Source organism: Flavobacterium sp. GCM10022190 (assembly GCF_042656445.1).
GTDB lineage: Bacteria > Bacteroidota > Bacteroidia > Flavobacteriales > Flavobacteriaceae > Flavobacterium > Flavobacterium nitratireducens.
Map to the genome: position 1 here is coordinate 27,542 of NZ_JBHSOQ010000006.1, position 24,425 is coordinate 51,966.

18 protein-coding genes are annotated in these 24,425 nt (G+C 33.6%); 13 read left to right on the forward strand and 5 right to left on the reverse strand.

The window, feature by feature from the left end; genetic code table 11:
• Window positions 1–5 precede the first annotated feature (5 nt).
• Together ACFPTQ_RS15305 and ACFPTQ_RS15310 are read right to left on the reverse strand one after the other, a co-directional pair.
• Complete coding sequence (locus tag ACFPTQ_RS15305) at window positions 6–776, reverse strand: exonuclease domain-containing protein (RefSeq protein WP_379778656.1); 771 nt, start codon at window positions 774–776, stop codon at window positions 6–8.
• A gap of 117 nt (window positions 777–893) precedes the next feature.
• Complete coding sequence (locus ACFPTQ_RS15310) at window positions 894–2,192, reverse strand: dihydrolipoamide acetyltransferase family protein (RefSeq protein ID WP_379778658.1); 1,299 nt, start codon at window positions 2,190–2,192, stop codon at window positions 894–896.
• A gap of 345 nt (window positions 2,193–2,537) precedes the next feature.
• Between ACFPTQ_RS15310 and ACFPTQ_RS15315 the strand changes: the two genes are divergently transcribed.
• Together ACFPTQ_RS15315 and ACFPTQ_RS15320 are read left to right on the forward strand one after the other, a co-directional pair.
• Window positions 2,538–3,113 carry a hypothetical protein gene (locus tag ACFPTQ_RS15315; protein ID WP_379778660.1) on the forward strand — a complete coding sequence of 192 codons (576 nt, stop codon included), beginning with the start codon at window positions 2,538–2,540 and terminating at the stop codon, window positions 3,111–3,113.
• A 460-nt stretch (window positions 3,114–3,573) separates the two neighbouring features.
• Window positions 3,574–5,436 (forward strand): ABC-F family ATP-binding cassette domain-containing protein, encoded by a 1,863-nt coding sequence (locus ACFPTQ_RS15320; protein WP_379778662.1) that lies wholly within the window; start codon window positions 3,574–3,576, stop codon window positions 5,434–5,436.
• 143 nt (window positions 5,437–5,579) lie between these two features.
• Here the strand turns inward: ACFPTQ_RS15320 and katG are convergent, their stop codons facing one another.
• Window positions 5,580–7,796 (reverse strand): catalase/peroxidase HPI, encoded by a 2,217-nt coding sequence (katG, locus tag ACFPTQ_RS15325; protein ID WP_379778664.1) that lies wholly within the window; start codon window positions 7,794–7,796, stop codon window positions 5,580–5,582.
• A gap of 295 nt (window positions 7,797–8,091) precedes the next feature.
• On the opposite strand from katG, the gene ACFPTQ_RS15330 reads away from it, so the two are divergent.
• The 8 genes from ACFPTQ_RS15330 to ACFPTQ_RS15365 all read left to right on the forward strand — a co-directional run bounded on the left by ACFPTQ_RS15330 (window position 8,092) and on the right by ACFPTQ_RS15365 (window position 20,602).
• Window positions 8,092–9,867: an AMP-dependent synthetase/ligase gene (locus ACFPTQ_RS15330; protein ID WP_379778666.1), complete on the forward strand. Its 1,776-nt coding sequence runs from the start codon at window positions 8,092–8,094 to the stop codon at window positions 9,865–9,867.
• Window positions 9,868–10,116: 249 nt separating this feature from the next.
• On the forward strand, window positions 10,117–13,461 hold the full coding sequence (locus ACFPTQ_RS15335; RefSeq protein ID WP_379778668.1) for a PAS domain S-box protein: 3,345 nt from the start codon (window positions 10,117–10,119) through the stop codon (window positions 13,459–13,461).
• A gap of 53 nt (window positions 13,462–13,514) precedes the next feature.
• Entirely contained in the window at window positions 13,515–13,931 is a 417-nt protein-coding gene (locus ACFPTQ_RS15340; protein WP_379778670.1) for a response regulator, read from the forward strand.
• 265 nt (window positions 13,932–14,196) lie between these two features.
• Window positions 14,197–14,661, forward strand: a complete 465-nt coding sequence (locus tag ACFPTQ_RS15345) for a MarR family winged helix-turn-helix transcriptional regulator (protein WP_379778672.1) — start codon at window positions 14,197–14,199, stop codon at window positions 14,659–14,661.
• A gap of 65 nt (window positions 14,662–14,726) precedes the next feature.
• Window positions 14,727–17,117, forward strand: coding sequence for a 3-hydroxyacyl-CoA dehydrogenase/enoyl-CoA hydratase family protein (locus ACFPTQ_RS15350; protein WP_379778674.1), 2,391 nt, complete (start codon window positions 14,727–14,729; stop codon window positions 17,115–17,117).
• A 53-nt stretch (window positions 17,118–17,170) separates the two neighbouring features.
• A complete protein-coding gene (locus ACFPTQ_RS15355) occupies window positions 17,171–17,527 on the forward strand; it encodes a four helix bundle protein (RefSeq protein ID WP_379778676.1) in 357 nt (118 codons plus the stop codon).
• A 55-nt stretch (window positions 17,528–17,582) separates the two neighbouring features.
• The gene (locus tag ACFPTQ_RS15360; protein ID WP_379778678.1) at window positions 17,583–18,764 is read left to right on the forward strand and encodes an acetyl-CoA C-acyltransferase; all 1,182 of its coding nucleotides are present in this window, start codon (window positions 17,583–17,585) and stop codon (window positions 18,762–18,764) included.
• Window positions 18,765–18,796: 32 nt separating this feature from the next.
• The gene (locus ACFPTQ_RS15365; RefSeq protein WP_379778680.1) at window positions 18,797–20,602 is read left to right on the forward strand and encodes an acyl-CoA dehydrogenase family protein; all 1,806 of its coding nucleotides are present in this window, start codon (window positions 18,797–18,799) and stop codon (window positions 20,600–20,602) included.
• 61 nt (window positions 20,603–20,663) lie between these two features.
• On the opposite strand, the gene ACFPTQ_RS15370 is transcribed toward ACFPTQ_RS15365, so the two are convergent.
• Window positions 20,664–21,188, reverse strand: a complete 525-nt coding sequence (locus ACFPTQ_RS15370) for a DUF4251 domain-containing protein (RefSeq protein ID WP_379778682.1) — start codon at window positions 21,186–21,188, stop codon at window positions 20,664–20,666.
• Between the two features lie 131 nt (window positions 21,189–21,319).
• On the opposite strand from ACFPTQ_RS15370, the gene ACFPTQ_RS15375 reads away from it, so the two are divergent.
• The 3 genes from ACFPTQ_RS15375 to ACFPTQ_RS15385 all read left to right on the forward strand — a co-directional run bounded on the left by ACFPTQ_RS15375 (window position 21,320) and on the right by ACFPTQ_RS15385 (window position 23,760).
• Window positions 21,320–21,844: a hypothetical protein gene (locus tag ACFPTQ_RS15375; RefSeq protein ID WP_379778684.1), complete on the forward strand. Its 525-nt coding sequence runs from the start codon at window positions 21,320–21,322 to the stop codon at window positions 21,842–21,844.
• A gap of 71 nt (window positions 21,845–21,915) precedes the next feature.
• The gene (locus ACFPTQ_RS15380) at window positions 21,916–22,443 is read left to right on the forward strand and encodes a superoxide dismutase family protein (protein ID WP_379778686.1); all 528 of its coding nucleotides are present in this window, start codon (window positions 21,916–21,918) and stop codon (window positions 22,441–22,443) included.
• Between the two features lie 117 nt (window positions 22,444–22,560).
• Window positions 22,561–23,760 (forward strand): LETM1-related biofilm-associated protein, encoded by a 1,200-nt coding sequence (locus tag ACFPTQ_RS15385; RefSeq protein WP_379778688.1) that lies wholly within the window; start codon window positions 22,561–22,563, stop codon window positions 23,758–23,760.
• A gap of 26 nt (window positions 23,761–23,786) precedes the next feature.
• Here ACFPTQ_RS15385 and can read toward each other — a convergent pair whose 3' ends face one another.
• On the reverse strand, window positions 23,787–24,422 hold the full coding sequence (gene can / locus ACFPTQ_RS15390; protein ID WP_379778690.1) for a carbonate dehydratase: 636 nt from the start codon (window positions 24,420–24,422) through the stop codon (window positions 23,787–23,789).
• Window positions 24,423–24,425: the final 3 nt, after the last annotated feature.

Here is a 24,425-nt window from a genome sequence, read left to right on the forward strand (position 1 = left end):
CAAACTTATTTTGTATTTAACTTTCTTAATTTGATTGCTGTCAACACTTTTTTAGTATACAAAGGGAAATCAGCGTTTTGTACCCAACTAAAATACCCAGGTTCTTTTTCTAACACCACATCAACTTTAATACCTTTATGTTTTCCAAAAGTAAATATTTCATCGCCATCCTTATCAAAAGCGATCATTCCAGCAAAATCAGCAATCTTTTTTCTAGTGGTAAATTCAGACAATGACTTAACATCATTTTCTAAATCAGGATAACGATCCAATTGGGCTTTTAAAATCTCATAAGTAGCCATTGTATCTGCCTCTGCAGAATGTGCGTTTTCTAAACTCTGCCCACAATAAAATTTTAATGCAGCACTCAAAGTACGTTCTTCTTTTTTGTGGAAAATAGTTTGAATATCAACCGAAACTCTATTTTTCATATCAAAATCAACACCTGCACGTAGTAATTCTTCTGCCAAAAGAGGAATATCAAATCGATCTGAATTAAAACCTCCTAAATCACTATCTTTTATCATTTGGTATACTTGCGGAGCCAATTCCTTAAATGTAGGTTCATTGGCAACTTTTTCATCTGTAATACCATGAACGGCGGTGGTTTGTGGAGGAATAGGTATAGTAGGATTGACAAGCCATGTTTTACTTTCTTTATTTCCATTTGGAAAAACCTTGAAGATTGATATTTCTACGATTCTATCTTTTCCAATATCAATACCTGTTGTTTCAAGATCAAAAAAGCAAATTGGTCTGTTTAATTTTAATTCCATTTTAAAAAATATATGATGGCAAATATAAAGGTTTGAAATTAATTTAAACAACAGATAAAAAAAGAAAACCCGATAGCTTTTGGAAAACTATCGGATTTACGGGTTATTTTTTTATTTCTAAATGGTTCTTGTAATATCAAACGCTTCTAAATATTCTGTAACTCTTTTTACAAACATCCCTCCTAAAGCGCCATCAATAATACGGTGATCATATCCATGAGTTAAAAACATTTTTTGACGAATACCTATAAAGTCACCTTCAGGAGTTTCAATAACCGCAGGAACTTTTCGGATGGCTCCAAGTGCTAAAATCCCAACTTCTGGCTGATTGATAATTGGCGTACCAAATACACTTCCAAAAGAACCAACATTTGTTACGGTATAGGTTCCTCCTTTAGTTTCATCTGGCTTTAATTTTCCTAATTTAGCGCGATTACCTAAATCATTAACAGCTTTTGCCATTCCCACTAAATTAAGTTGGTCTGCATTTTTGATAACAGGAACAATTAAGTTACCATTTGGCAAGGCTGCTGCCATACCCAAATTGATATTCTTTTTCTTTATCACATACTCTCCATCAATCGAAATATTCATTCCAGGAAAATCTTTCAATGCCTTAGCAACAGCTTCCATAAAAATAGGAGTAAAAGTAAGCTTTACACCTTCTCTTTTCTCAAATTCATTTTTATGTTTATCACGCCATTTTACAATATTGGTAACATCTACTTCTATAAAAGAATAAACATGTGCCGAAGTTTGTTGCGATGAAATCATATAACCAGCAATCAATTTGCGCATTCTATCCATCTCTACAATCTCATCCCCACCATTAACAGAAACTGGAGTCGCTGATGGAATTGAACTTGGTTCTGGAACTCGTTTAACAACCTCAACTGGTGCTGCTTGCCCCCTATGTTTTACATATTCTAAAATATCGTTTTTAGTAACTCTTCCTTCGCTTCCGGTTCCTGGAATTGTTTCTAATTCAGCCATAGAAATTCCTTCGGCTGCAGCTATATTTCTCACTAAAGGTGAAAAGAACTTTTCCGAATGACTATTTACAAGGTTTGGAACAGCTAAGCTTTCTTTAGCAATTTCAATCGTTTTACTTACTTCTTCAATTATTTCAGGCGCAACTATTTCTTCACTAATTGAATTTTCTTCTACTTCTTCCCCTTCTATTTCGATAATCGCAATAGTTTGCCCTACTTCAACCAAATCATCTTTCGAAAACAATTGCTCAATTAAAACACCCGAAACCTCACTAGGCACCTCACTATCCACTTTGTCGGTAGCAACTTCTAGCACAGCCTCATCAGCTTCAATTTTATCGCCTACTTGTTTCAACCAATTAGTAATGGTTGCTTCTGCGACACTTTCTCCCATTTTTGGAAGTTTCAATTCAAATCTTGCCATATTGTTAACCCAAAAGGTAGTTTTTATTTTCTGTTTGCGAAATTACTAAATTCTTAAAACATAAATTACACAAAACACATCTTTCTATGTTAATTACAACAAGCGACTCATTTTCAAAACAATAATCCGAATATTAATAAAAATCAAATCCGAAACAGAGCGTTTTTTACCGAATTGATAAAAAAAAGGAATATTTAAAAAAACTGATTTTTACTATTACTTCAACTTTAACAATGCTTCATCAGTCATAATAACACCTAACTTTCAATTTCTAATTCTGGGTACAATTTCTATTATCTAAAACTATTGCTGTATTTTTGAATAGCTTTAAAGATTAACCACTGTATGAAACTATATTTATTGATTTTTTGCCTTATAAATTGCAGTCTTTATTCTCAGATAAGTGGCTGTACAGATTTTAGGGCTAAAAACTTCAATCCAAATGCAACCCAAAATAACGGAAGCTGCTATTATCCAAAATCAAAAATTAAAGCTCAATTTGTAACTCAACTTTCTGATTCTATTCCTGAATCATCAGGATTAATTGCTTTTGATTCACTACTTTGGACGCATAATGACGACCATGACACAACGCTCTACGGCATGGATGAATCGGGAAAAATTAGAAAAAAAATCAATTTACCCCATGTAGCCAATCAAGACTGGGAAGAAATTACTCAGGACGAAAGCTTCATTTACATTGGTGACTTTGGCAATAACTATCAAGGTAACCGAAACAACCTTCACATCTTGAAATTCAACAAAAACAGCATTTACAACGAGAATCCTCTATGTGATACCATTAGTTTTTCGTATGATAAACAAATCGATTTTAGTTCGCAAGCTGCTAATACTACAAATTTTGATTGTGAAGCATTTATAGTATACCAAGACAGTATTTATTTGTTTACCAAAGAATGAAAAAATAAAAAAACGACCCTCTATAGCTTACCAAACTCTCCCGGAAATCATATAGCAAAAGCCAAAGCCTCTCTTACTATAAAAGGACTTGTAACTGGCGTAACTTTTCTTCCAACACAAAAAATGCTTGTCCTTTGTGGTTATACTAAAAAAGGAAAAACATTTTTGTACTTATTATATGATTTTAAGGCGACGGATTTCTTTTCGGGTAATAAACGAAAAATAAATTTAAAATTACGATTTCATCAAATTGAAGGGATCGCCACATTTGATGGCATAAACTATTACATTACCAACGAACATTTACAACTAAAACCCATAATCAATGTTCCACAAAAGCTCCATAAAATCAATTTAAATGCATTTTTAAACTCTTCTTTACAAAAGTAAAATCTTAGTCAAAACAATAATCTAGTAGCGAATCAATGAAATAGTTTACTTTTGCCAAAAAATTACAACTGTGAATTATTTATCTGTAGAAAATATATCCAAATCATTTGGAGAGAGAACCCTTTTTGACAACATCTCATTTGGGATTAACAAAGACCAAAAAATTGCTTTCATTGCTAAAAATGGTTCTGGTAAAACGACCATTATGAGTATCATTAACGGTCTAGATGAACCTGATACAGGACAAGTTGTCTTAAGAAAAGGAATTCGAATGGCTTTTTTATCTCAGGATAATAATTTACAGGACGAACTAACGATCGAAGAAAGCATATTTGCATCGGATAACGAAACTTTAAAAGTTATCGAACAATATGAAAAAGCATTAGAAAATCCGGAAGACGAAGAAGCGTATCAAAAAGCCTTTGATGCTATGGATCAACACAATGCTTGGGATTTTGAAACCCAATACAAGCAAATTTTGTTCAAACTGAAGTTAGAAGACTTTAAATTAAAAGTAAAAAATCTTTCTGGAGGACAAAAAAAGCGTCTTTCCCTAGCCATCATATTAATCAACCGTCCCGATTTATTAATTCTGGATGAACCTACTAACCACTTGGATTTAGAAATGATCGAGTGGCTTGAAGCCTATTTTGCTAAAGAAAATATTACTTTGTTCATGGTTACACACGACCGTTTTTTCTTAGAACGGGTTTGTAATGAAATTTTAGAATTAGACAATGGTAAATTATATCAATACAAAGGAAATTACTCCTATTATTTAGCCAAAAAAGAGGAACGAATTGCTTCTGAAAATGCCAGTATTGATAAGGCGCAAAACTTATTTGTAAAAGAATTGGAATGGATGCGCCGTCAGCCAAAAGCGAGAACTACGAAGTCTAAATCGCGTCAAGATGATTTTTATATTATCAAAGAAAAAGCACAAAGCCGTCGTAAAGAAAACAAGGTAGAGCTTGAAATCAATATGGAACGCATGGGAAGCAAGATTATTGAGCTTCATAAAATTTCCAAGAAATTCAAAGACCGAGTAATCCTTGACAACTTCAGTTATGATTTTCAACGTGGTGAACGCATTGGAATTATTGGTAAAAATGGAACTGGAAAATCGACTTTCCTAAACCTGATGACCGGAACTTTACCTTTAGACGCTGGTCGTGTTGTAAAAGGAGAAACCATTAAAATAGGTTATTATACGCAAAGCGGAATTAACCCAAAACCGGGACAACGTGTTATTGATATCATTAAAGAATACGGCGAATACATTCCTTTAACGAAAGGAAAGATCATTTCAGCTTCACAATTACTGGAACGTTTTCTATTTGATGCCAAAAAACAATACGATTATGTCGAAAAATTAAGTGGAGGTGAATTAAAACGTTTGTATTTATGTACAGTTTTAATTCAGAATCCTAACTTTTTAATTCTGGATGAGCCAACTAATGATTTAGACATTGTAACATTAAATGTATTAGAGAATTTCCTCTTAGACTATCCCGGATGTTTACTAGTGGTTTCCCACGACCGCTATTTTATGGACAAAATTGTAGACCACTTATTTGTTTTTAGAGGACAAGGTGAAATCGAAAATTTCCCTGGAAACTATTCCGATTTCAGAGCTTATGAAGACAGTGCCGATGTAACTCAGAAAGAAGAAAACAAGGCTGAAAAAAAAGAATGGAAACAAAAAAATCCAACTGGAAATTTAACCTTCAACGAACAAAAAGAGTTCCAAAAAATAGAAAAAGACATCAAGGATTTAGAAATTCAAAAAGCAGCTATTGAACAGTTATTTTCGGAAGGAAAAGTGGCAGATAATGAAATAGAAAAGAAGGCAAAAGAACTAGAATCTATCATCACCAAAATAGAAGAAAAAGAAGAACGCTGGTTTGAACTTTCAGCTAAAATGGAAGGTTAATTTATATTCCTAACATAGTCTACAACTACCATAAAAACAACAACAAACGTTCTAATCAAATAAACAAATGCCCCAAATAGTTCCTTAACTTTTTGGGGCATTATTAATTACCAACGGGATTTTTTTAAATAATAACTAACTAACTAAACTAAATCAAAACGATCTAAATTCATTACTTTATCCCAAGCAGTAATGAAGTCTTTTACAAATTTTTCTTTAGAATCAGAGCAACCATAAACCTCAGCGATTGCTCTTAATTCAGAATTCGATCCAAATATCAAATCAACACGAGAAGCCGTCCATTTCAATGCTCCCGACTTGCGGTCATGACCTTCAAAAATATCTTGATTATTTGAGACTGCTTTCCAAGTAGTATCAAAATCCAACAAGTTTACAAAAAAGTCATTTGTTAAAACTTCAGGTGTAGCTGTAAAAACACCATGGTTCGAATGATCATAATTTGTATTTAACACACGCATACCACCAATCAAAACAGTCAATTCAGGAACGGTAAGAGTCAACAACTGCGCTTTGTCTACCAATAATTCTTCGGCTGAAACAGTATATTTTGTTTTCATATAATTACGGAAACCATCAGCTATAGGTTCTAAAACAACAAAAGAATCCACATCGGTTTGTTCTTGTGAAGCATCAGCTCTTCCTGCAGTAAACGGAACTTCAATATCGTAACCTGCATTCTTAGCGGCTTTTTCTACAGCTGCAGCACCTCCTAAAACAATTAAATCCGCAAGTGACACTTGTTTGCCATTCGTTTGAGATCGATTAAATTCGACCTGAATAGCTTCTAATTTAGTAATAACTTTAGCCAATTGAGCAGGGTTATTTACTTCCCAATCTTTTTGAGGCGCTAATCGAACACGAGCACCATTTGCACCTCCTCTTTTGTCTGAACCTCTAAAAGTAGATGCCGAAGCCCAAGCGGTACTCACTAATTCAGCCACTGACAAACCTGAGTTTATGATTTTTGCTTTCAGCGAAGAAATAGCTGTAGCATCCACTAGTTCATGATTAACGGTCGGAATTGGATCTTGCCAAATTAATTCTTCTTTTGGTACTTCCGGCCCTAAATAACGCGCAATAGGCCCCATATCTCTGTGTGTCAATTTATACCAAGCTCTTGCAAAAGCATCTGCAAATTGATCTGGATTTTCATAAAAATTTCTGGATATCTTTTCATAAATAGGATCAAATCGTAAAGCTAAATCAGCCGTAAGCATTGTTGGGGCATGTGTTTTTGAAGGAATATGAGCATCCGGAACGGTTCCTGCTCCACCGCCGTTCTTAGGTTTCCATTGGTGTGCTCCTGCGGGACTTTTTGTTAATTCCCATTCGAAACCAAATAAGTTCTCAAAATAGTTATTGCTCCATTTCGTTGGAGTTGTTGTCCAAGCACCTTCTAAACCACTCGAAATAGTGTCGGCACCATGGCCTGTTCCAAAAGTATTTTTCCAACCTAAACTTTGTTCTTCAATACTTGCTCCTTCTGGTTCAACACCAACATATTGACTAGGATCAGCCGCTCCATGTGTTTTCCCAAAAGTATGCCCTCCTGCAATCAAGGCAACTGTTTCTTCATCATTCATTGCCATTCGACCAAAAGTTTCTCGAATATCTCTAGCCGATGCTACAGGATCTGGATTACCATTAGGTCCTTCAGGATTTACATAAATCAATCCCATTTGAACAGCTGCTAATGGATTTTCTAACTCACGATCTCCCGAATAGCGTTGATCATCTAACCATTTACCTTCAGCCCCCCAATAAATATCCTGCTCCGTTTCCCAAATATCTTCACGTCCTCCGGCAAAACCAAAGGTTTTTAATCCCATTGATTCTAAAGCGCAATTCCCTGCTAAAATCATTAAATCCGCCCATGAGATTTTTTTTCCATACTTTTTCTTTATTGGCCATAAAAGCAATCTAGCTTTGTCTAAATTCACATTATCAGGCCAACTATTTAAAGGTGCAAAACGCTGTGAACCCGAACCTGCTCCTCCACGACCATCTGCAATACGGTACGTTCCTGCACTATGCCAAGCCATACGGATAAAAAATGGACCGTAATGACCATAATCAGCTGGCCACCAATCCTGTGAGCTAGTCATTAAGTCGAAAATATCTTTTTTAACGGCCGCTAAATCAAGTGATTTAAAGGCTTCAGCATAATTAAAATCTTCTCCCATAGGGTTGGAAAAAGTAGCATGCTGACGTAAAATATTCAATTTTAATTGGTTTGGCCACCAATCTTTATTTGAGGTACCAGAACCTGCAGTTTCTTTTACTATGCCACTTGAAAAAGGACATTTACCCACACCGTTTGAACTTTTCATATTTTCCATACTATTTTATTTTTATGACATTTATTAGTTTCAATGCTAAATTACAAAACTTAAAACTATTGATTTTTTATTTTTGATAGATAAAAACTATTTCTAAATATCTAAATCAATTATTCAAATAAAAAGGACTTTAAATTATGAAAAAAAATCCACACAAAAAAATAAGTGCGTTTGTTTAAAATTAATAAATTCAAACTATTCTGTAAATAAAATAGAAGGCTACTTTTTTATTGTCAAAAAAAAGAAAATTCAACAATTTTTTCCTATTTTGCATAGCATTACAAAACATGTAACCATGGCCTCAATAACTAGAATTTTTGATTTTCCCTATCATCAACAAGATGAATTCAATAGCATTCCTGACGCATTAGCATCAAAACAAAATGGAACTTGGATAAAAGTATCTACACAGGAATATATCGCTAAAGCCAATCATATATCTCGTGCACTTTTGCAACTAGAAATCAAAAAAAACGATAAAATTGCCATAATCTCATCCACAAACAGACCAGAATGGCACATCATGGACATTGGAATTTTGCAAACTGGTGCTCAAACAGTTCCAATCTACCCTACAATATCTGAACAGGATTACGAATATATTCTTAATCATTGCGAAGCAAAATATTGTTTTGTATCTGATATTGAATTATTCAACAAAATAAACGCCATTAAGAGCAAACTACCACATCTAAAAGACATTTACAGCTTTAACAGTATCGATAATTGTAAAAACTGGAATGAATTACTGAAACTTGGTGAAAGTAATTCAAATCAAGACGAAGTAGAAGCCAGAAAAAGCAGTATCAATACCGAAGATTTAGCCACAATCATATATACTTCTGGAACTACCGGAAACCCAAAAGGAGTAATGCTTTCGCATCAAAATATTGTTTCGAATGTTTTAGGTAGTGCTCCTCGAATTCCGTTTGAAGCGGGAAAAAGCAGAGCTTTAAGCTTTTTACCTATCTGCCATATATTTGAAAGAATGGTTCTTTATTTGTACCAATTTTATGGCGTATCAATCTATTTTGGAGAATCAATCGAAAAAATTGGGGAAAACATCAAAGAAGTACAACCTACAGTTATCACTGCTGTTCCTAGACTTATTGAAAAAGTATATGATAAAATTTATGCTAAAGGGGCTGACTTAACCGGAATTAAACGAAAGCTATTCTTTTGGGCCATTAATCTTGGTGAACGTTATGAACCTTATGGCGCCAATGGCTTTTGGTATGAATTCCAACTTAAAATTGCCAGAAAACTAATTTTTAGTAAATGGCAGGAAGGATTGGGAGGTAAACTTGAAGTAATGGTTTCAGGAAGTGCAGCACTACAACCCCGATTATCTAGGATATTTGCTGCGGCAGGAATCCCAGTTATGGAAGGCTATGGCTTGACAGAAACCTCTCCTGTAATTGCAGTAAACGACATGCGTAATTTTGGTTTTAGAGTAGGCACCGTTGGAAAAGTCATTGATAACGTGGAAGTCAAAATTGCAGAAGATGGCGAAATCCTTTGCAAAGGACCTAATGTAATGATGGGCTATTATAAAAATGAAACCTTAACCAATGAAGTAATTACTGATGGCTATTTCCATACTGGCGATATTGGAAACATAGATAAAGACGGTTTCTTGAAAATCACCGACCGTAAAAAAGAAATGTTCAAAACCTCTGGAGGAAAATACATAGCACCTCAACTTATTGAAAACACCATGAAGCAATCCCGTTTTATTGAACAAATCATGGTTATTGGAGAGGGACAAAAAATGCCAGCGGCTTTTATCCAACCCAATTTTGATTTCATCATCGAATGGGCTAAAAAGAATCGCATCGAATTAGATGCCAATCATGAGAACTTAATCAAAAATGAAAAAGTAATCGCCCGAATTCAAAAAGAGATTGACACTATTAATGGTAAATTTGGACATTGGGAACAAATCAAACGTTTTGAGCTTACACCAGACATCTGGTCCATTGAGAGTGGTCACTTAACACCAACTCTTAAGTTAAAACGAAAAAACATATTGGAGAAATATCAAACCTTATTTAATAAAATTTATCAATAATTGCTCTGTGAGATTTTAGACTAAAACCTAATTTTAATTAATCTAACACGAAGTTTTTAACTGATTTTTTCTTAAATTTCATCTCCAAATACCACTTAACCATTTTATATGCTCAATAATCCCGAAAATAAATTTAAAAAATTAATACGTATAGTTAGCATTTCATGTGCATTCTTGGGCATTTTTGTTCTATTTGGTTGGATATTCAATATTCCCTTACTGAAATCCATTTTTCCTGATACGGTTACAATGAAATTCAATACAGCGCTGTGCATTACATCATTAAGCTTGGCGCTGTATTTTATTAATTCTGGAATAAGTATTCAAAATAAATATTTATCTAAAATACTGGCGGCTTTTGTATTACTCATTGGAACTTTAACACTCATTGAAGGAATTTTTCAAATTAATCTTGGTATTGACGAGTTAATTGTCAAAGATTTTGATCCTCGATTTCCAAAAAATATCGTACCAGGTAGGATGTCACAAACAAGTGCTTTTAGCTTTGTTTTAATGGGGACTTCTTTTTTATTAATTAATAGTAAAAAAAAGACGATACAAATAATTTGTAATATACTTCTAAACGTTACAACATTAATAACTTTCATTGCTGCCTTAGGATATTTGTATAATGTGCCTACTTTTTATAAACTGGCATTCCTTACTTCAATGGCAGTACATACATCTATTGCACTTTGTACCTTATCAATTGCGGCTTCATTAGTTAATTACAAAATTGGATTAGTCGGAATCTATACTGGTTATAAAATTGGTAATAAAATGGCGCGAATATTATCCTTACAAATAGTAACGATGATTATCATTTTGACCTATTTAAGATTACTCACACACCGTTTTGATTACGTTTCCGTAGAATTTGGAATTATCCTTTTTTCAATATGTTTTATTCTTTCGAGTATTTTTATCATTACAAAAACTGCAAAAACACTTAATCAAATCGAGTTTAAAAAAATACAAGCCGAAATAAGTCTTTTAACCGTTAATTCCTTTTTAAATGCAACACCAGATCCTATGGTAATAGTTGATGAAAACGGATTAATTCAAACTGTAAATGATAAATTAGAATCCGAGATAGGTTATACCAAAGAGGAATTAATTAACCAACCTATAAAAACCATCCTCCCGGAAATTAACTTTATTAAGGATGATATATCCAATAAAAACAATACTATTAACATTAACGTAAACTTTGCATCAAAAAAAGATAAAACCGAAATACCTGTTGAAGTATCACTAAATAAGGTAACCATAAACAATAAGCAATGGACATCGGCATCAATTAGAAATATTTCTAAACAATATAAAATCTCTGAAAGATTAAAACTTGCCACAAACAATTCCTCTATCGGAATTTGGGATTATGATGTAATCAATAATATTTTGGTTTGGGACGACATAATGATGCACTTGTATGGTGTTGAAAAAGAAAACTTTAAGGGAGCTTACGAGGCATGGGCAGAAGGGGTACATCCTGATGATTTAGATAGAGCTGTTTTAGAATTTCAACTTGCTTTAAAAGGAGAAAAAGAATTTGACACCAATTTTAGGGTAGTTTGGCCTAATGGTTCAGTTCGTTACTTAAAAGCAAAAGCAATCGTGCATTGGGACTCTTCAGGAAAACCAACAAGAATGGTTGGTACCAATCATGATATAACCGCCAACGTAGAATTTCAAAACAAAATAAAAGAAAGCAACGAAAGAAACATGATTTTTATCGAACAGGCTCCTGGAGCGATTGCTATGTTTGATTCTAATATGTGCTATATGGCAGCATCTAAGCAATGGATTAAAGATTACAAGCTTACAGGTTTAGATCTTATTGGTAAATCCCATTATGAAATATTTCCAGAAATTGGAGACGAATGGAAAAAAATCCATCAAGATTGTTTAAATGGTGAAATAAATCAATGTGATGAATCAATATTTGAAAGAGAAGATGGCTCCATACAATGGATCACATGGGATGTAAGGCCTTGGTATTTATACGAAAATAAAATTGGAGGGATTATCATGTATACTGCCGACATTACTCACATAAAGCAAAAAGATCTAGAAAAAAGAAAAATTGAAGAAATTCTTGATAAAACTAATGAAGTAGCCCGAATCGGAACTTGGGAAGTGAATTTAAAATCGAATACTATTCATTGGAGTCGAATTACGAAAGAAATTCACGAAGTTCCTCAAGATTACCAACCTGAATTAACCACCGCCATTAACTTTTTTAAACCAGGTGAAAGTAGAGATCAAATTCAAAAAGCAGTTGGAGAAGCAATAGAAAATGGTACACCTTATGATCTCGAAGTAGAACTAACTACTTTAAAAGGAAATAATATTTGGGCAAGAGCAATTGGTCAAGCCGAATTTGAAAAAGGAAAATGTTCTAGACTTTATGGCGTTTTTCAAGATATAACTAAAATCAAACAAACCGAAAAAACCTTAAGCAGAGCTAATGAGGAATTAAAAGCCATTTTTAATAATGAATTAATTTCTATTATTGTAACTGACCCAAACGGTACAATCACTCATTTCAATACTGGTGCAGAAAGAATGCTACACTACTCTGCTGAAGAGATGATTGAAATAAAAAACCCAATTATTCTACATCTTGAAAATGAAGTAAATCAACAAGGAATCCAACTTTCAGAAAAATTGGGTAGAGAAATTACAGGTTTTGAAGTATTAGCAGAAATTGCAAAAAATGGAAATCAAAAATCTGAAGAATGGACTTATGTTCGCAAAGACGGTTCTATTCTTCATGTATTATTAACAATAACAGCATTAAAATCTGAAGATGGAGAAATATTAGGATTCTTAGAAACAGGAATAGATGTTACCGAAAAATTAGAAAATCAACATAATCTTATAATTGCAAAAGAAAACCTTGAAATCCTAGCCGAAAAACTGAGTAGTCAAAACAAACAATTAGCCAACTTTGCGCACATTACCTCTCATAATCTTCGCTCACCTGTAGGGAATTTAAACACCTTGTTGAGCTTATATAACGATTCGGATGATGAAGAAGAAAAAACACTTCTTTTTGAAAAATTTGGAATTGTTATTGGGCATCTTACATCCACATTAAATAGTTTAATTGAAGCTTTATTAATCAAAGAAAAATCAATTACCAATCTGGAAAACATAGAATTTGAATCCGTTTTCAAAAAAATAAAAGAAATTGTAACGGCTCAAATCATGGAAACAAAAACAGAAATCAAAGCCGATTTTTCACTAGCTCCTAACCTACTTTACAATAACGAGTACCTTGAAAGTATTTTGTTAAATCTACTAACAAATGCCATCAAATACAGAAGCCCTGAAAGAAATCCTAAAATTGAAATAAAAACATACTTAGAAGAAGATAAAACAGTGCTAACATTTTCGGATAACGGACTAGGAATAAATTTAGACAGACATAAAGACAAATTGTTTGGTTTGCACAAAACCTTTCATAGAAATTCAGATGCAAAAGGAGTTGGTCTTTACCTAACTAAAACACAAATTGAATCTATGGGTGGAACAATTTCTGCCGAAAGTGAAGTTGACAAAGGAACTACTTTTAAAATAGTATTTTAAAAACATAATTATAATTTGATAATCCCCAAATCTTTTAAAATAAAATTAAGCTTATGGAAAAACTTCTAGTAATTTGCATCGTTGATGATGATGATGTATATAAATTCACTTTAAACAAAACCATTGAAAGTCAAAATTTTGCAAACAAAATAATGATGTTTTCTGATGGTGAAGAAGCAATAGATTTTTTATCAGAAAATCTTAATGATCCTAATAATCTTCCAGATGTGATATTCCTAGATATAAACATGCCCATAATGGATGGTTTTGAATTTATGGAGGAGTATATCAAAATTAAACCATATGTAGGAAAAAAAATAATTATTTACATGGTGACCTCTTCGATAGACCCAATTGATATTGAGCGATCAAAAGCTATTAGCGAGATATCCGATTATATTGTAAAGCCTATCGATGCGAAGCAACTTGCCGAAATTGTAGAAAATTTAGAAACAAGTAGTGAAATTTGAAATAATTAAACAAAGTCAAACTATTTAAGAATATTTATCTTTTTTCAACATAAAGAGATTGTTTCAAAACAAATGAAACAGTCTCTTTTTTTTGTAAAAACCTTGTTTTTTAACATTAAAATAGCTAACTTATATTATGCTTGCATACTATTTTTTTCTTATATTTGAAAAACAACAATATCAGTATCGTAAATTCCACATTATAATAAAACGATTATGATAAAATAAATACATCTATTTTATCATAATCTAAAAATTATGCCGCATGAAAGACAAATCAATCGACTATATATTACGTGCTACTTGGCAATCCATTGCGAGAATGTACAATGAAGAAGCTGCAAAATATGGAGCTACAATGGCAACAGGATTTGCCTTGTTAAGTATTGATAAAGAAAAAGGAACTCCTTCAACTGCTTTAGGCCCTAAAATGGGAATGGAACCTACCAGTTTAACCCGTACGCTAAAATCGATGGAAGAAAAAGGCTTAATCATTAAAAAGAAAAACCCTAATGATGGCCGAGGTGTATTAATATATCTAACCGATTTTGGAAAAGAAAAAAGGGAGTTATCTAAGAATACGGTTATTCATTTTAACGAAACTATTAGAAAACGTTTTAGTGAAGAACAATGGGATAATTTCATTGAAATCGCCATAACTATCAATCAATTAATACAAGACAAAGAGATTTTTAGTCAATGTGAAAAGAGTAACAGTGAAAAATCATAGTTGTAAAAGTTTAAAAAACTTAAAATAGTAAATGATTTTCATGAAAATATAAATAGTACCAACGTATGAAACGCACAATTAAAAAAGTTGCCGTAATTGGTTCTGGAATCATGGGTTCTGGAATTGCTTGTCATTTTGCAAACATCGGTGTTGAGGTATTGCTTTTGGACATTATTCCTAAAGAACTAACCGACAGTGAAATTCAAAAAGGACTCACGTTAGAGAGTAAAGCCGTTAGAAACCGAATAGTGAATGAGCATTTGGCTAATTCGCTTAAATCCAAACCATCGCCTATTTACAGCCAAAAATTCGCCAGCCGAATTACAACTGGAAACACAACCGATGATATGGCTAAAATTGCAAATGTAGATTGGATTATCGAAGTAGTAGTAGAACGTTTGGATATCAAAAAAATGGTTTTCGAACAAATCGATCAATACAGAACTCCTGGAACATTAGTCACTTCAAATACTTCGGGAATTCCAATTCATTTTATGAGTGAAGGACGTTCAGAAGACTTTCAAAAACATTTTTGCGGTACCCACTTTTTTAACCCTGCGCGTTACTTAAAACTATTTGAAATTATTCCGGGTCCAAAAACTTCGGCTGAAGTATTAAGTTTTCTAAATAATTATGGAGAAAAGTTCTTAGGAAAAACCTCAGTTGTTGCTAAAGATACTCCTGCATTTATTGGAAACAGAATTGGTGTTTTTGGAATTCAAAGTTTGTTTCATTTAGTAAAAGAAATGAATCTAACCATTGAAGAAGTCGATAAACTAACAGGCCCTGTGATTGGACGACCAAAATCGGCTACTTTTAGAACGGTTGACGTAGTAGGTTTAGATACTTTAGTTCATGTTGCCAATGGGATTTATGAAAACTGCCCTAATGACGAAGCTCATGAGTTATTCAAACTCCCAGAATTCATCAGTAAAATGGTCGAAAACAAATGGTTCGGCAGTAAAGCTGGACAAGGTTTTTATAAAAAAGTTGACAAAGATATTCTTTCATTAGATTTAAACACTTTAGAGTATCGTCCAGCTAAAAAAGCATCATTTGCCACTTTAGAATTGACGAAAACCATTGAAAAACCTATTGACCGTTTCAAAGTTTTAGTAAGCGGACAAGATAAAGCAGGTGAATTTTACAGAAAAAGTTTCGCCGCTTTATTTGCTTATGTCTCTCATAGAATTCCTGAAATCTCAGATGAATTATACAAGATTGACGATGCTATGAAAGCCGGTTTTGGCTGGGAAAATGGTCCATTTGAAATTTGGGATGCCGTTGGAGTCGCAAAAGGAATTGAAATGCTAAAAGCTGAAGGTCTTACTCCTGCTGCATGGGTAAATGAAATGTTAGCTTCGGGAAATAACAGCTTTTATACTGTTAAAGAAGGCGCAAGCTATTATTATGACATTGTAAAAAAATCACAAGAAAAAATTCCAGGACAAGATGCGTTCATCATTCTGAATAACATTCGCGAAAGCAAAAAAGTTTGGAGCAATAGCGGGGCTATCATTGAAGATTTGGGAGACGGAATATTAAACGTCGAATTCAAATCGAAGATGAATACGATAGGGAGTGATGTTTTACAAGCTATTAATAAAGGAATTGATTTAGCCGAAAAAGAATATGAAGGTCTGGTAATTGGAAATCAGGCCGCCAATTTTTCTGTTGGAGCTAATTTAGCCATGATATTCATGATGGCTATAGAGCAAGAATATGATGAATTGAATTTTGCTATCAAGTACTTTCAAGACACGATGATGCGTGTACGTTATTCTTCTATTCCGGTTATTGTCGCTCCACACGGAATGACTTTTGGAGGAGGTTGCGAAATGAGTCTTCATGCCGATAAAATAGTTGCCGCAGCCGAGACTTATATGGGATTGGTGGAATTTGGCGTAGGTGTTATACCTGGTGGTGGTGGTTCGAAAGAAATGGCTTTGCGTGCCTCCGATTTATTCCGTAAAAATGATGTTGAACTGAACACCTTACAGGAATATTTCTTAACAATTGCTATGGCAAAAGTTTCTACTTCAGGTTACGAAGCATTTGACACCGGTTTATTGCAACACGGCAAAGACCTTATTGTGGTAAACAAAGACCGTCAAATTGCCGAAGCTAAAAAACATGCCCTTCTTATGGCCGAAGCAGGTTATACACAGCCTATCCGACGTAATGATATTAAGGTGTTAGGAAAACAAGCCCTTGGAATGTTTTTAGTAGGTACTGACCAAATGGTAGCAGGAAATTATATTTCGGAACACGATAAAAAAATTGCTAATAAACTAGCCTATGTAATGGCTGGTGGTGATTTATCCGAACCAACTTTAGTATCTGAACAATATTTATTGGATTTAGAAAGAGAAGCTTTCTTATCGCTTTGTACCGAAAGAAAAACCATGGAACGAATTCAGTATATGTTGAAAGCAGGAAAACCTTTGAGGAATTAATTTTGAAGTATTAAGATTTGAGTATTAAGTATTAAGACCAAAAAGAAACTATTATGCATCAATTTGAAAAATTAAAGATTTGGCAAAAAGCAATAGACATTACTGTAGATGTTTATAAAGTCACTTCAGAATTACCCATTGATGAAAGATTCAACTTAACACATCAAATTAAAAAATGTGCCGTTTCTATTCCTTCAAATATTGCTGAAGGATCAGGAAGAAATTCAAACAATGAATTTGCCCATTTCTTAGGAATTGCAAATGGTTCCACATATGAATTAATTACTCTGTTAATTATTTCAAAACGTCTTGAATTAATTGATGAAGAAAAAATTTCTCCAATAATAAATGAACTAGTTGAGATAAGCAATATGAATTTTGAACTTCAAAAATCTCTAAAAAAACAATAATGACATTGATTGGAAGTCTTAATAATTAATTCTCCAATCTTAATACTTTTTATCAATGAAAACAGCCTATATAGTTAAAGCATACCGAACAGCAGTAGGAAAAGCGCCTAAAGGATTGTTCCGATTTAAAAGACCGGATGAATTAGCCGCAGAAACCATTCAACATATGATGAATGAACTACCTGATTTTGACAAAAAACGCATCGATGATGTAATGGTAGGAAATGCCATGCCTGAAGCAGAACAAGGCTTGAATTTTGGACGATTAATTTCTTTAATGGGATTAGAAATTAACGATGTTCCAGGGGTAACCGTCAACCGTTATTGCGCTTCCGGATTAGAAACTATCGGAATGGCAACTGCCCGAATCCAGTCGGGAATGGCCGACTGTATCATTGCCGGTGGTGCCGAAAGCATGAGTTTTATTCCAATGGGTGGTTATCGTCCAACTCCTGATTATGCTGTTGCAAAAGCAGGCCACGAGGACTATTATTGGGGAATGGGATTAACTGCCGAAGCCGTCGCCAAACAATTTAATGTTTCCAGAGAAGACCAGGACGCCTTTGCTTATCATTCACACATGAAAGCTTTAAAAGCACAAGCCGAAGGTAAATTTGATAAACAAATAGTTCCTATTACCATTGAACAAACTTTTGTTAATACTAATGGCAAAAAAGAAACGAAAAGCTACACTGTAAATAAAGACGAAGGTCCAAGAGCCGATACTTCAATGGAAGCCTTAGCCAAATTAAGACCTGTTTTTGCCGCTGATGGAACGGTTACGGCAGGAACCTCATCACAAATGAGTGATGGTGCTGCCTTTGTTTTAATCATGAGCGAAGAATTGGTAAAAGAATTAAATATCCAGCCTATCGCCCGATTAGTGAATTATGCCTCAGCAGGAGTTGAACCAAGAATTATGGGAATAGGCCCAGTAAAAGCGATACCAAAAGCGTTAAAACAAGCTGGATTACAATTAAAAGACATTGAATTAATTGAATTAAATGAAGCTTTTGCATCCCAATCATTGGCTGTAATCAGAGAATTAGACCTTAATCCAGATATTGTAAATGTCAACGGAGGAGCGATTGCATTAGGTCATCCTCTGGGTTGTACCGGAGCTAAATTATCCGTTCAGTTATTTGACGAAATGAAACTCCGTGGCAGTAAATACGGAATCGTAACGATGTGTGTGGGAACAGGGCAAGGTGCAGCAGGGATTTTTGAACTGTTATAAATCATTAAAAAAACACTAAATAAATATATACCATGGCAGATACAATAGAAAAAAATGTGACTCGTGGTGGTCAGTTTTTAGTTAAAGAAACAAAATGCGAAGACATTTTTATTCCAGAAGATTTCTCTGAGGAACAAAAAATGATGCGCGACATGGTCAAAGAATTTGTGGATAAAGAACTTTGGCCAAACAAAGATCGTTTTGAAAAAAGAGACTTTGCTTTTACTGTAGAATGCATGCAAAAGGCTGCCGAGCTGGGACTTTTGAGCATTTCTGTACCTGAAGCTTATGGCGGAATGGGAATGGGATTTGTTGATACAGTATTAGTATGCGATTATATTTCGGGAGCAACTGGTTCTTTTTCAAGCGCTTTTGGGGCACATACCGGTATCGGAACCTTACCAATCACTTTGTATGGAACAGAAGAACAAAAACAAAAGTACGTCCCTAAACTAGCTTCGGGAGAATGGTTTGGCGCTTATTGCCTAACTGAACCAGGAGCAGGTTCGGATGCTAATTCAGGAAAAACAAAAGCGGTTTTATCTGAAGATGGAACACATTATAAAATCACTGGACAAAAAATGTGGATTACCAATGCCGGCTTTTGTTCCCTTTTTATTGTTTTTGCCCGAATTGAAGATGATAAAAATATCACGGGTTTCATTGTTGAAAATGATCCAAATAATGGCATAAGTACTAATGAAGAAGAACATAAACTTGGTATTCGAGCCTCCTCTACCCGTCAGGTGTTCTTTAACGAAACGAAAGTCCCTGTAGAAAACATGCTTTCAGAAAGAGGAAATGGTTTCAAAATAGCAATGAATGCACTTAATGTTGGTCGTATTAAGTTAGCTGCTGCTTGTTTAGATTCTCAAAGAAGAATCATTAGCGGAGCGGCTAAATATGCGAATGAAAGAATTCAATTTAATGTTCCTATTTCTAAATTTGGTGCTATCCGTTATAAATTAGCCGAGATGGCAACGAGCTGTTATGCTGGAGAAAGTGCTGTGTACAGAGCAGCTAAAAGTATCGAAGAACGCATTGCAATTCGCGAAAGCGAAGGCGCATCTCATCAAGAAGCTGAGTTAAAAGGAGTAGAAGAATTTGCTATCGAATGTGCTATCTTGAAAGTAGCCGTTTCTGAGGATATCCAAAATTGTTCTGACGAAGGTATTCAAATTTTTGGTGGAATGGGATTCTCTGAAGATACCCCTATGGAAAGTGCTTGGCGTGATGCACGAATCACCCGAATTTACGAGGGTACTAACGAAATTAACCGAATGCTTTCTGTAGGTATGCTTATCAAAAAAGCGATGAAAGGTCATGTTGATTTGTTAGGTCCTGCTTCTAAAGTTCAAGAAGACCTTATGAGCATTCCATCTTTTGATACTCCAGACTATTCTGAATTATTTGCTGAAGAAAAAGAAATGATTGGCAAATTGAAAAAAGCTTTCTTAATGGTTGCCGGAGGAGCAGTTCAAAAATATGGTCCTGATTTAGATGAACACCAACAACTGTTAATCGCTGCAGCCGATATTTTAATCGAAATCTATATGGCTGAGTCTACTATTTTAAGAACGGAAAAATTAGCTAAAAAACTAGGAGAAGCCAATATCAAAGAACAAATTGCAATGGCAAAATTGTATTTGTATAAAGCTGTGGATATTGTTACTCAAAAAGGAAAAGAAAGTATTATTTCTTTTGCAGAAGGCGATGAACAACGTATGATGCTAATGGGATTAAGACGTTACACAAAATATACCAATATGCCTAACATCGTAGAAATTAGACGAACAATTAGTGCAAAAATTATTGCTGAAAACAAATATTGTTTCTAAAGTTGAATATTTAAACTATAAAATGAAGCCCTTTTAAAAAAATTAAAGGGCTTCATTTTTTTTAATTCTTTTTATCCTCTTTAATTGGCATTATTTCACCAAAATAAGAAATAGGCCCTCTATTATTACTATTTATCGATAACGTTGCCATACCACTAAAAGTAACCGAAAGCCTGATATCAAAGTAATCGTTTTGCGATTTGAATAAAACCTTAACTTGATACTCCTTACTATTTTTTTCAACGGTAAATAATTCAGGCTTACCCTCAAAATGCAATCCTGCATCAGTTCCACCATAAGCTAAACCACTGAATCCACGACCAAAAAAAGGCAAATCACTTTGTATAAAATCAGGTTTGAATTTGATAAAATTAGGATTATTTGACAAGTCCATTATTGGAAAATACTGTGAATTTGAGTTTCGGGCAACGAATTGAAATTCCTTAGCCTCAACTATTCTCTGGATGGTACTTTGTTTTTCTATTTTTTGTTCTTTTCTAAGTTGTTTTTTTGTTTTTTCCTGTGAAAAACCAACCAAAACAGAACATAAGAAGAGAATATAAACAAGTATTCTAAATGTTTTCATAGCCAAAAGTTTTAAAATTTAAACCAATAAAAATCTGATAGACAACCAACTAATTTTAATATAAAAATAAGACAAATTGCTCTTTTGAAATCACAAAAATTGTTCCTATTTTAGATAAAAAAGATAAACATATGAAAATACTAGGCATAGGTTCCCGAATTACACATCCAGAATACGGAAAAGGAGTAATTACCAATGTTTCATCTAAAGAATATTGGGTAACATTCATTGAAAATGGCTTAGAAACAATTCCTTTAGACGACACATTCGAAATTATTGAAGCTGCCGAAAACGAGGTAGATACTGTAAGCTTCTCAGATGTAGAAACAACATTAAGAAACCTATTAAAAAAATGGTCGGATGTTTCTGAAATTGTCCCTATAGGCGACAAATGGAAAGGAGGAAAAATCATATTAGAACCGGGTCAGGCAAACTTAGCTAGCAAAGAAATGCCAATTGATACATTTTTTCACAAAATTGTCATGGTACGAGACCGTCTACGTGTAATGGAACAAAAAATAAACTCGAGTAATCTGGAAGAAATTGAAAAAATTGAATTACAACAATACATTACTCGAATTTATGGAAGTTTGACTTCATTTAATGTATTATTTAAATCCCCTAACAATCATTTTATTGGGGAAAAATCAAAATAGAAACGCTCTATTCTTTGATTTTTGCCCGATTTTATAGTACTTTTATGTTTTTAAACTTCAACAAAAAAATCATGAAAAATTTTATTGTATTTACATTTGCCATTAGTACAGTCTTAATCGGTTGTAAGCCTCAAAACAAATCGGCAGACAGTAAGAAACTAAATATTGCATTTGAAGCAAAAAGTAATAGTAAAGTTGGCGGAACAGCTACTTTTATTGAAAAAAACGGAAAAGTAACTTTTGAAGCAAAAGTAACAGGGCTAAAACCAGGCGTTCACGCTATCCATATCCATGAAAAATCAGATTGTTCAGCTGCTGACGGAAGTTCGGCTGGAGGTCACTGGAACCCAACCTTTAAAAAACATGGAAAATGGGGTGTTGGAGAATACCATAAAGGTGATATTGGGAATTTTACAGCAGATGAAAATGGTAATGGAACCATCAAACTAACTACAGACGAATGGTGTATTGGATGTGGTGACCAAACAAAAGATATTTTAGGTAAAGGATTAATTGTACATGATGGCACTGATGATTTTACATCACAACCAGCAGGAAATGCAGGAGCTAGAGTAGCCTGCACAGCAATTATTAAATAGTATTTTCTTAAAAAAATTTCAAGCCGTCTTAATTTAACAAAATTAAGACGGTTTTTTTATTTTAATATAACATCAAAACTATAAAAAAACATAGCTTTGTAGCTTCAAAAAAAGACTATGATTAACCCTTCTGCATCTGGTTGGATTGATAAATTTTTCATCAAACAAGAATTCAAGAAAGAACATCTTTTCTTGGACACTGGTTCTTTTTACAAAAAAACAAGAGCTACAGGATTTATCTATGGTCATATTATTTCTTTTGAAACACCAATGCTTGTTGATACTAAAGGTTGGGTGCAAAATGAAATACCTAAAGTAGCCTTATTAAATACCTTATATGGTGTTTACGGCTTGATGACTCAGGACGAAGACCCCAATAATTTCATAAAAAAAGCTTTAGATTTTTATGACGATTTACATCCTCAAGGATTTAACTTATTTAAAAAGGTGTTACCAAATGGTTCACCTTCACTAAATCTAGAAAAGATAATTGATACTCGTGTTCAAACAAATGTAGACATCATCAATAAGAACTTTTCACACATTGTTACTAATGCCTTACTTTTTATTGATATTTTGGCTTTTGGACAATATTTACGAAATGGTAAAATTCCTGAGAAATACCTAAAAAAAATTGAAGAAGCCGTAGTTAGCGTTGTCACGTTGGCTTTGAAGATAAAAACCAATAAGTCAAATTATGATGATTTATTAATTAAACTATTTGAAGCTTCAGTTCGCTACAGTAAATTCTCCAATATTAGTGTTCAAAATCTAGAAGATCTTAATCTTGATTATTTTGAATCTGATTTAGAAAAGTACTATTTGATGGATATGGCAGGAATGGCAATTTGGAGTGATGGACAAATTGAGAACGAAGAAATTTATTTTTTACACAAACTAGCCGAAAACCTAAAAATACCATCTGATTTTGTCACCGAAAGTATTAAAAACACAGATACTTTTATTACGAAGTACAAAGACCAAATCCCCTATTTTAAGTATTCTAATCCCGTAAAACATTTTTACGACCAAACTACACAAAGTGTAATCACTCTTATCAGTAGGAACAAAAATAGATTGCTCAAAGAAATTATAGAAAGTAAAGAATTAATGCTTTTATTGGCTTATTCTACACGCAGAGACTTAAGTGAGAAAGAAAAAAAGAAAGTAAAAAAACAGCTATTAGATATTTGTAAAACGATACCATCGCTAACTATTTTTTTACTTCCTGGTGGAAGTTTACTACTTCCTATCTTGATTAAATTTATCCCAACTTTACTTCCATCAGCTTTCAATGAAAATTTAGATAATGAATAAAAAAACGCCTTGATGGCGTTTTTTTATTACAAATTCAGTTGATATACTTCATCTAACTCTTTATTAGAGCTCATATTTACCTCTAAATCAGTCACAAATCCAGAATTCAATCCATAAACCCAACCGTGCAAAGTTAAATCTTGCTTGTTCTTCCAAGCTGCTTGCACAATAGATGTTTTAGCCAAATCGAAAACTTGTTCTTTTACATTGATTTCAACAAAAGTATTGAATCGTTCCGTTTCATCTTGAATGGAATCAAGATACTCATTATGCAATCGATAAACATCCTTAATATGTCTAATCCAGTTGTCGATAATTCCTATAGATTGATTTCCCATTGCTGCTTTAACCCCTCCACAACCGTAATGACCGCAAACAATTACGTGTTTTACTTTTAAAACATTGACCGCATAATCCAGAACACTTAACATATTCATATCAGAATGTACAACCATGTTCGCAATGTTTCTGTGAACAAATACTTCTCCTGGTTTAGCTCCAATAATTTCATTAGCAGGAACACGACTATCTGAACATCCTATCCATAACAATGGAGGTGTTTGCCCTTTGGCTAAATCAGCAAAATAATTTGGGTCTTTTTCTAATGCTTTTTCAACCCATTCTTTATTATTATCTAATATCTTTTTATAAAAATCAACCATATC